Raw genomic sequence first — 6,590 nt, 5'->3', positions numbered from 1 at the left:
GTGGAATCACCACGCCAACGACGAGGGGCCCTGCCTCGTCACCACACCCACTGACCAGCCCATTTCACCCGCCAGCACAGGATGAAAGAGGTTCAGTGAGGTGTCCTTCAGCGGCGCCATCTTCGCCGGGGGGCAGGTGGACCTCGGCCAGCCGGGAGCGTGGGTGAGACCTCCGACCTTCGATGATGGGGTGCTGTTCGACCCACCGTCGGGGTTGATACTGCCATCCTCATACGGCGAAGGACCTGCCGATCAGTAATGCCGCTCGGTACGAAGATTGCCACCACCGAGTGCGGCGCAGTCGTGTGGGTGGGAGCCGGGCAGTGGGGCAGAGCCTGTGGTTGCCGCCCCGCGACACCCCATGATCACCGGAAGCCGTGCCTGCTCTCATCGCGCTCCCGGGCAGTTATCCGCGAACTACCGCGCCTGCCTTGATCCCCATCAACCCGGACACTCCACGAGAACGACGGAGCCCTGAGGAGCTTCCCCGCAGATCTCAGCTGGAGGCTGCCGTTCTGCCAGCGTCGCCCTCGGCAACGCCGGAAATCGGCGCGCGCGGCGGCCGCCCTCGCCGCAGTGCTCGTCGAGGCGCTGACTTGACTGGTGCAGAGAAGGTTCCTGCACGCGGTCGAGGTGCCGTGGGATCGAGCGACGCGCGTGGACGCTCGGGATTTCAGCTGCTGGATCCAGCTGACGGTCAAGCCGCGAGCGACCGCGGCCAGGCGGCGGTCGGCCCGTACCGTCGGCGCCCCGAACCCGGTGACTGGGAAGATGACCCCGGGGCCTGGCTATGCCCCGTCGACCGTCGCCCACAGCGAGACGGTGCTGCGCAGGTTCTACGACCTGCACCGTGATGCCGGATCCGGGCCGGTGCTCAACCCGTTCCCGCTGGACCTGGCGCGTCGTTCCGGCCGCGCGCACGCACACCACAACCCGATGGACGCCTGGGCGCCAGAGCGGACAGGTCGCTATCGGCCCACGGTTCCGCGCCGGATTCCGCGCTCCATCCCGGACGAGTGGTTCAACACGCTGTTAGCGGCGCTGCCGTCGAACCGGGACCGGGCCATGATCGCGTTTTGGATCTCCAGCGGAGTCCGGGCCTCGGAGTTGATCGGGGTCCGGCAGTGCGACGTCGACCCGGGACAGCAGCTGATCAGCGTTGTGCGGAAAGGCTCCCGAGTACGGCAGCAGGTGCCGGCCTCGGCGGATGCGTTCGTGTGGCTGCGGCTCTACCAGCAGGAGTTGCACGGACTGGTGCCGCGGGGCCGGACCCAGCCAGTGTGGTGGACGTTGCGGCGTCCGTTGCTCCTCCGGCCCGACCCGGCCCAGCGCGGCAGGTTGGAGGAGATCCGCGACAACCTCCTCGTCCGCATCGCCGAGGCCAAGCGCGAAAGATGGCTCGGCGAGGTCGAAGGACTCCAGGTCAGCCTCGCCGACGCCGAGGAGAAACTCGCCCAACTCGACCGGCGCCCCGCTGGCCGCAGCGTCGTCGACCTCGGCATTCCCGCGATCACCGCCCCCGCCATTCCACACCAGCACCGGCCAGAGGGGCGAGCGTGATCCCCGCTATTGGTCGTGAAGCCGTCGAACGGGCCCGCCCACGAACCGCCGGATCGCCGGATCCTCGTCCGTGCCCGCGCAGCCCCGGGGCCTCGGGCAGGTGCTGACGGCGCTGCGAGGGGCGCTTCCGTGGGCAGACGTACGGAGGATGATCTGCTGGGAGGCGCCCCCGCCGGTCGTACCTGGTTCGACCTCGTCGGCGCGTCGGCGATCGTCTTCCTGGCGTCCGTCCTGGTTGTTTGACACGCTGATCCACGGTCGAGGCCGGGATCCGGTCGCCGGAGGCCGGCGCCGTGTGGACCCGACCGTCGCAGAGTCGCTGCGCCAGACCCATGCCGGTCGGGCATGCGACTTGTCCAAGCAACGGACGTCATTCGAAATCGAGAGGCCGTCGCGTGCGCATCATGATGGTGGCTCATGCCTTCCCTCCCACATGGGGAGGGGTGGAGACACACCTGGCCGACCTGGTGAGGGAACTGCGCAGGCGAGGCCACGAGATCCTGTGTCTGGTCGGGGGAGAGGAGTCAGACGAGACGTGGGAGGGCGTGCCCGTGCACCGGCGCCCCCTGCTACGGCCGGAGGAACTCCTCAGGGTTCATCGTGCCGGTACCCAAGGCCGAGCCGTCCATCTCCGGTCGATCGAAGCCGTCGTACGCAAACTCCTCGACTCGATTCGGCCCCATGTCGTCCACCTGCACAACGCGCATCACTACGGGCCACAGCTCGCGCACGGCGTCCTGGCTGCCGTGGATGCCGCGCGCGGACAGGCGGGGCGTACGGAACCGGTCGTGCTCAACAGCGTCCACGACCACACCGGAGAGCACGTGCTCCGCGATGTGATGGACCTGCCCTGGAACCTGCTGCTGTACGTCAGCGACTTCCTGCGCGCCTCCCTCCCGAGCCGGGCCCAGTCCGTGACGTTGCCGCTGGGCATCGACGTGTCAAGGTTCGCCTCGGAGGGGACCCGGCACGAGGCGTTCGACCGACTCGAACGCCCCGTTATCTTCCATCCCGCACGGCCGCTACCGTGGAAGGGAGTGGACATCGGACTCGAGGCCTTCGTCGACGTACGCAGCCGGTTGGGCCGCGGCAGTCTTGTCCTGTGTTCGGGCGACGACATCATCGGCGAGTCGGCGGTCGTCTCCGGCCTCAGGCGGCGTCTGACACGGTACGCGGCCGACGCCGGAGTGGCCGAGCACGTCGTGTTCCAGGATTTCCCGCCGCTGGCGATGGGTGACGCGTACCGGGGTTGTGATCTGGTCTGGTACCCGACGACGGGGGAGGAGCCCTACGGGCTCGTCCCGTTGGAGGCCATGGCGTCCGAGCGGCCGGTGGTCGTCGCCGACTCGGGAGGCCTGGTCGAAACCGTCGTCGACGGGGTCAACGGACTGGTCGTGCCGCGCGGCGACGGCGGCGCCCTGGCGCATGCCGCACTGCGATTGCTGGACGACGACGCGGGGCTGCGCCGTCGGGTCGTCGCCGGCGGACTGGAGACGGCGCGGCGCTGCGGGATCGACGCGTACGCGGGCCGGCTTGAGAACATGTACACGGCGGTCCGTTCGGGCGGTTTCACGGGCGACTCGGGACACCGGGGAGACTTGGGATGAGCGGTGCTCCGCCCACGCCCGAAGAGATCGACGTCACCGAATTTCAGAACCTTCGTCAGGAGATCAACAACCGTACGAATCTGGCCTACGCCCTCATCACGCTCCAGCTCGCGGCGCTCGGCGCCGGTCTGTCCGTGATGACCAGGCTCCCCGACGTCCTGCTGGGCCTCGCGGCTGCCTCCAGTTTCCTGTGGCTGTTCTGGGTCGACCACGCTGGCCAGGTGCACAAGATCGCCGGCTACATCGCCCTCGAACTCAGCCCGCAGCTCAGCACGGATGTCCACCGCCCCGTCCTGCGATGGGAACACTTCCTGCGGAGGATCGACGCTGGCGGTGGGACGACGCAGCGGGTGCTGTACGGCACGGCCGCCCCGCAGAGCAGGGTGTACGTGCAGAGCAGCGCGGCAGCCGATGTGTACGCCATGTTGCTGTTCGGCTGCACGCCGCCGCTCATGATCTGCGGGTACGTGGTGGTCATGCTGGTCGGCGGCGAGCGCTCGGTCGTCCTCGTCGCCGTACCGGCCGCCGCCGCGACGGGGCTGTGGATCTACACCGTCACGCGCTTCCGTGGCTTCCGGAAGACGGTCAGCACCATCAGGACGGCGATCCGGGCATCCGACCCGGACTCCGGCACCGGCACCGGGGGTACGCCGTGAGTCCGCAGGCACAGCAGTTCCCGGCTGTCCGGCCCAGCGGCTTGCCGCCACGTGCGGACCGGGCGTTGCGTGAGTGGGTCCGCACGCATCCCGACGCCCGCATCGTGCGCGCGGCCCGCAACGCGGTGTACGGCGCCCTCTCCGTGCTCCACACCGAGGACCACTGCCTGGCGACGAACGGCGAGGAGCGCGTCCTGCGGTGCTTGAGCCGGGCCGGCGGCCTGGTACACCAGCGCTCCGGCGGCCCCGTCCTGTTCGATGTGGGTGCCAACCGTGGAGCCTGGGCCCTGACCGCCCTCGACGCGTGCCCCGGGGCCACGGTGCACTGCTTCGAACTCGTACTGCCTGTACGACGCCGACTTCATGGCCTCGCGGCTGAACGGACGGGCATCGTGGTGGCCGAAGCAGGGCTGGCAGACCGGTCCGGCACCCGACGGGTCAAGTACTACCCGGGACGTGACGAACTGAGTTCGTTGTACGACTACCCACACGACGCGTGCTTCGAGTGGCGACTGGAGCCTGTGCTCCGGGGAGACGACTACCTGACCGCGCACGGCATCGAGACCGTGGATCTCCTCAAGATCGACACGGAGGGCGCCGAACTGGAAGTCCTTAAGGGATTCCAACAAGCCCTGCGCGACGGCAGGGTGGCGGCCGTCCAGTTCGAGTACGGCTACGCCGCGATCCTTTCGGGCTCACTCCTGTATCGCCTGTACGATCTGCTCAGCCCTCTGGGCTACCACGTGGGGAAGATCATGCCGCGGCGCGTCGACTTCCGGCCCTACACGCTGTTCGACGAGAGGTTCTTCGGTCCGAATCTCCTCGCGGTGCACCACGCGAGACGGGACCTGACGACGCTGCTCAGCGGAGGGAAGCCCCCCGTCGCCGTACCCGCCCGCCAGCCGAAGCCCTCCCAGTCCGCGAGGACGCCTCATGTCGCCCCCGACGTCGATCAATGAACGTCTCTCCTCGCCAGAACAAGGACCGCGGCCTGTGGCGCTGGTGACGGGGGCCAGCAGGCGACGTGGACTTGGCGCCGCCATCGTCACGCGCCTGGCGGAAACGGGATGGGACGTGGCGTTCACCTACTGGACGCCGTACGACTCGAGGATGCCCTGGGGAAGGGACGCGGGCGCCCCGGAGTGGCTGTCCGCACGGGTCGCCGAGACCGGTGCCCGAGCCGTCTTCCTGGAGGCCGATCTCTCCGAGCCGGCCGCCGCTGCCACAGTGGTCGACAGTGTCGAGGCAGCCTTCGGCCGGCACGTGACCGCTCTGGTCCTGGCCCACGCCGAGTCGGTCGCCTCCGGCCTGCTGGAAACCAGCGTCGAGAGCTTCGACCGGCACTTCGCCGTCAACGCCCGGGCCGGCTGGCTCCTCATCCAGGCCTACGCTGAGCGCTTCACCGGACCGTACGGCAGCGGCCGCATCATCGCCCTGACAAGCGACCACACGGTCGGGAACCTGCCCTACGGGGCGAGCAAGGGCGCCCTCGATCGGATCACCCTGGCAGCCGCCCAGGAACTGGCCGCACTCGGCGTCACCGCCAATGTCGTCAATCCGGGCCCGGTCGACACGGGCTGGATGACCGACCGGGTGCGGGAGACTCTCGTCAAGGCCACCCCGCTGGGCAGGCTGGGCACGCCAGGCGAGTGTGCCCGTCTCGTTGGCTTTCTTTGTTCTCCCGAGGGCGGCTGGATCAACGGTCAGCTCCTGTGCAGCAACGGCGGTCTACAGCACATCCCGGGTCACGAGGATGCGTGAAGCCCCCGCAACGGCGCCCAGCCCGTACACCCTGCCCGTCACAGGCCAGAGGGATCCTCGTGGTCAGCCCGCCGGGGCCTCCTCGAGGCGGGCCGGTATATCCCTCTTCTCGCTCACGCGGACGGTGAGGCCAAGGCTATGGATCGTGACGAGCTGTTCGACTCGGCTGTGCAGTCTCCTGTCATCCGAGGCGGAAGTTCGTCACCCAGACCGTAGTTCAGAGAAGCCTGTCTGACCTGCCCGATGTTCGTGACCACCCCGGAGTTCCTGCCCCAGCACCGGCAGCAGCGCCAACAGCTCCTGCAGATCGTCGCGGCGGCCGAGGCCCGCGGTCAGCTCCGCGTCGTCGAGATGAACCAGCAGGTCCTCGGCAACCTCGACCAGATCATCACGGCTCTGGAGGCCGACGAGCCCCCCGGCGACACGGAGGTGGCTGATGCGGGCTGACAACTCCCGCCACATCGTTGCCGCGGCCCACAACCGGCACGAGTACACCCGGGCCAAGGCGATCCAGGCCCTGCGCGAGATCGACGCCGCGGGCACGGCCGTCACCTTCGACACCGTGGCCCGCGCGGCCGGCGTCTCGCGGTCCTGGCTCTACACCCAGTCCGACCTACGAGCCGAGATCGAACGGCTGCGGGCCGAACGGCAACGAGCCTCCGCCGACCCGGTGCCTGCCCGACAGCGGGCCTCCGACGCTTCGCTCCTGCGGCGGCTGGAAGCCGCCAACGAACGCAACCGCCGACTCGCCGAGGAGAACCGCCAGCTCCGGGACCAGCTCGCCCGCACGCTCGGTGACCTTCGCGCCGCCCGGCTGCAGAACCCACCCGTTCCGGCGGCCCGCCGCCAGGGTCGCGGTTCGACAACGATCGGCCCATGCTGAGGCGGCCTCAGAGCAGCTTCGCTGGATGCCTCTCGGACGATGTCCTCACCGCATCGTTTCAGGTCAACGAGATGCGGCGTCTTGGAGCTCAAGATAATCTGCGCGTGCAACATCGGCTACACC

At 69.0% G+C, this 6,590-nt stretch carries 8 protein-coding genes and 1 pseudogene; 8 read left to right on the top strand and 1 reads right to left on the bottom strand.

The window, feature by feature from the left end; genetic code table 11:
* Positions 1 to 771 precede the first annotated feature (771 nt).
* On the top strand, positions 772 to 1,560 hold the full coding sequence (locus tag ACZ6D7_RS45490; protein ID WP_469504370.1) for a hypothetical protein: 789 nt from the start codon (positions 772 to 774) through the stop codon (positions 1,558 to 1,560).
* Between the two features lie 332 nt (positions 1,561 to 1,892).
* Positions 1,893 to 2,246, top strand: a pseudogene (locus ACZ6D7_RS45485) (glycosyltransferase); the annotation flags it as partial.
* Here the strand turns inward: ACZ6D7_RS45485 and ACZ6D7_RS45480 are convergent.
* The gene (locus tag ACZ6D7_RS45480) at positions 2,130 to 2,366 is read right to left on the bottom strand and encodes a hypothetical protein (RefSeq protein WP_469504383.1); all 237 of its coding nucleotides are present in this window, start codon (positions 2,364 to 2,366) and stop codon (positions 2,130 to 2,132) included. The pseudogene ACZ6D7_RS45485 and the gene ACZ6D7_RS45480 sit on opposite strands and share 117 nt — an antisense overlap.
* Here ACZ6D7_RS45480 and ACZ6D7_RS45475 point away from each other — a divergent pair.
* The 6 genes from ACZ6D7_RS45475 to ACZ6D7_RS45450 all read left to right on the top strand — a co-directional run bounded on the left by ACZ6D7_RS45475 (position 2,349) and on the right by ACZ6D7_RS45450 (position 6,467).
* Complete coding sequence (locus ACZ6D7_RS45475) at positions 2,349 to 3,167, top strand: glycosyltransferase family 4 protein (RefSeq protein WP_469504381.1); 819 nt, start codon at positions 2,349 to 2,351, stop codon at positions 3,165 to 3,167. The genes ACZ6D7_RS45480 and ACZ6D7_RS45475 overlap by 18 nt on opposite strands.
* Positions 3,164 to 3,823 carry a hypothetical protein gene (locus tag ACZ6D7_RS45470; RefSeq protein WP_469504367.1) on the top strand — a complete coding sequence of 220 codons (660 nt, stop codon included), beginning with the start codon at positions 3,164 to 3,166 and terminating at the stop codon, positions 3,821 to 3,823. Before ACZ6D7_RS45475 ends, ACZ6D7_RS45470 begins: the two co-directional genes overlap by 4 nt.
* A 65-nt stretch (positions 3,824 to 3,888) precedes the next feature.
* Positions 3,889 to 4,782, top strand: coding sequence for an FkbM family methyltransferase (locus tag ACZ6D7_RS45465; RefSeq protein ID WP_469504364.1), 894 nt, complete (start codon positions 3,889 to 3,891; stop codon positions 4,780 to 4,782).
* Positions 4,757 to 5,584 carry an SDR family oxidoreductase gene (locus ACZ6D7_RS45460; protein WP_469504361.1) on the top strand — a complete coding sequence of 276 codons (828 nt, stop codon included), beginning with the start codon at positions 4,757 to 4,759 and terminating at the stop codon, positions 5,582 to 5,584. The genes ACZ6D7_RS45465 and ACZ6D7_RS45460 overlap by 26 nt, the downstream gene beginning before the upstream one ends.
* Positions 5,585 to 5,827: 243 nt before the next feature.
* Complete coding sequence (locus tag ACZ6D7_RS45455; protein ID WP_469504359.1) at positions 5,828 to 6,031, top strand: hypothetical protein; 204 nt, start codon at positions 5,828 to 5,830, stop codon at positions 6,029 to 6,031.
* Positions 6,021 to 6,467: a DUF6262 family protein gene (locus tag ACZ6D7_RS45450; RefSeq protein WP_469504356.1), complete on the top strand. Its 447-nt coding sequence runs from the start codon at positions 6,021 to 6,023 to the stop codon at positions 6,465 to 6,467. Before ACZ6D7_RS45455 ends, ACZ6D7_RS45450 begins: the two co-directional genes overlap by 11 nt.
* The last annotated feature ends 123 nt before the right edge of the window (positions 6,468 to 6,590 follow it).

The sequence above is a fragment of the Streptomyces sp. NPDC041784 genome, from assembly GCF_055591025.1.
The sequence above is the reverse complement of the archived record's forward strand: the minus strand, read 5'-3'. Positions and strand labels throughout refer to the sequence as shown.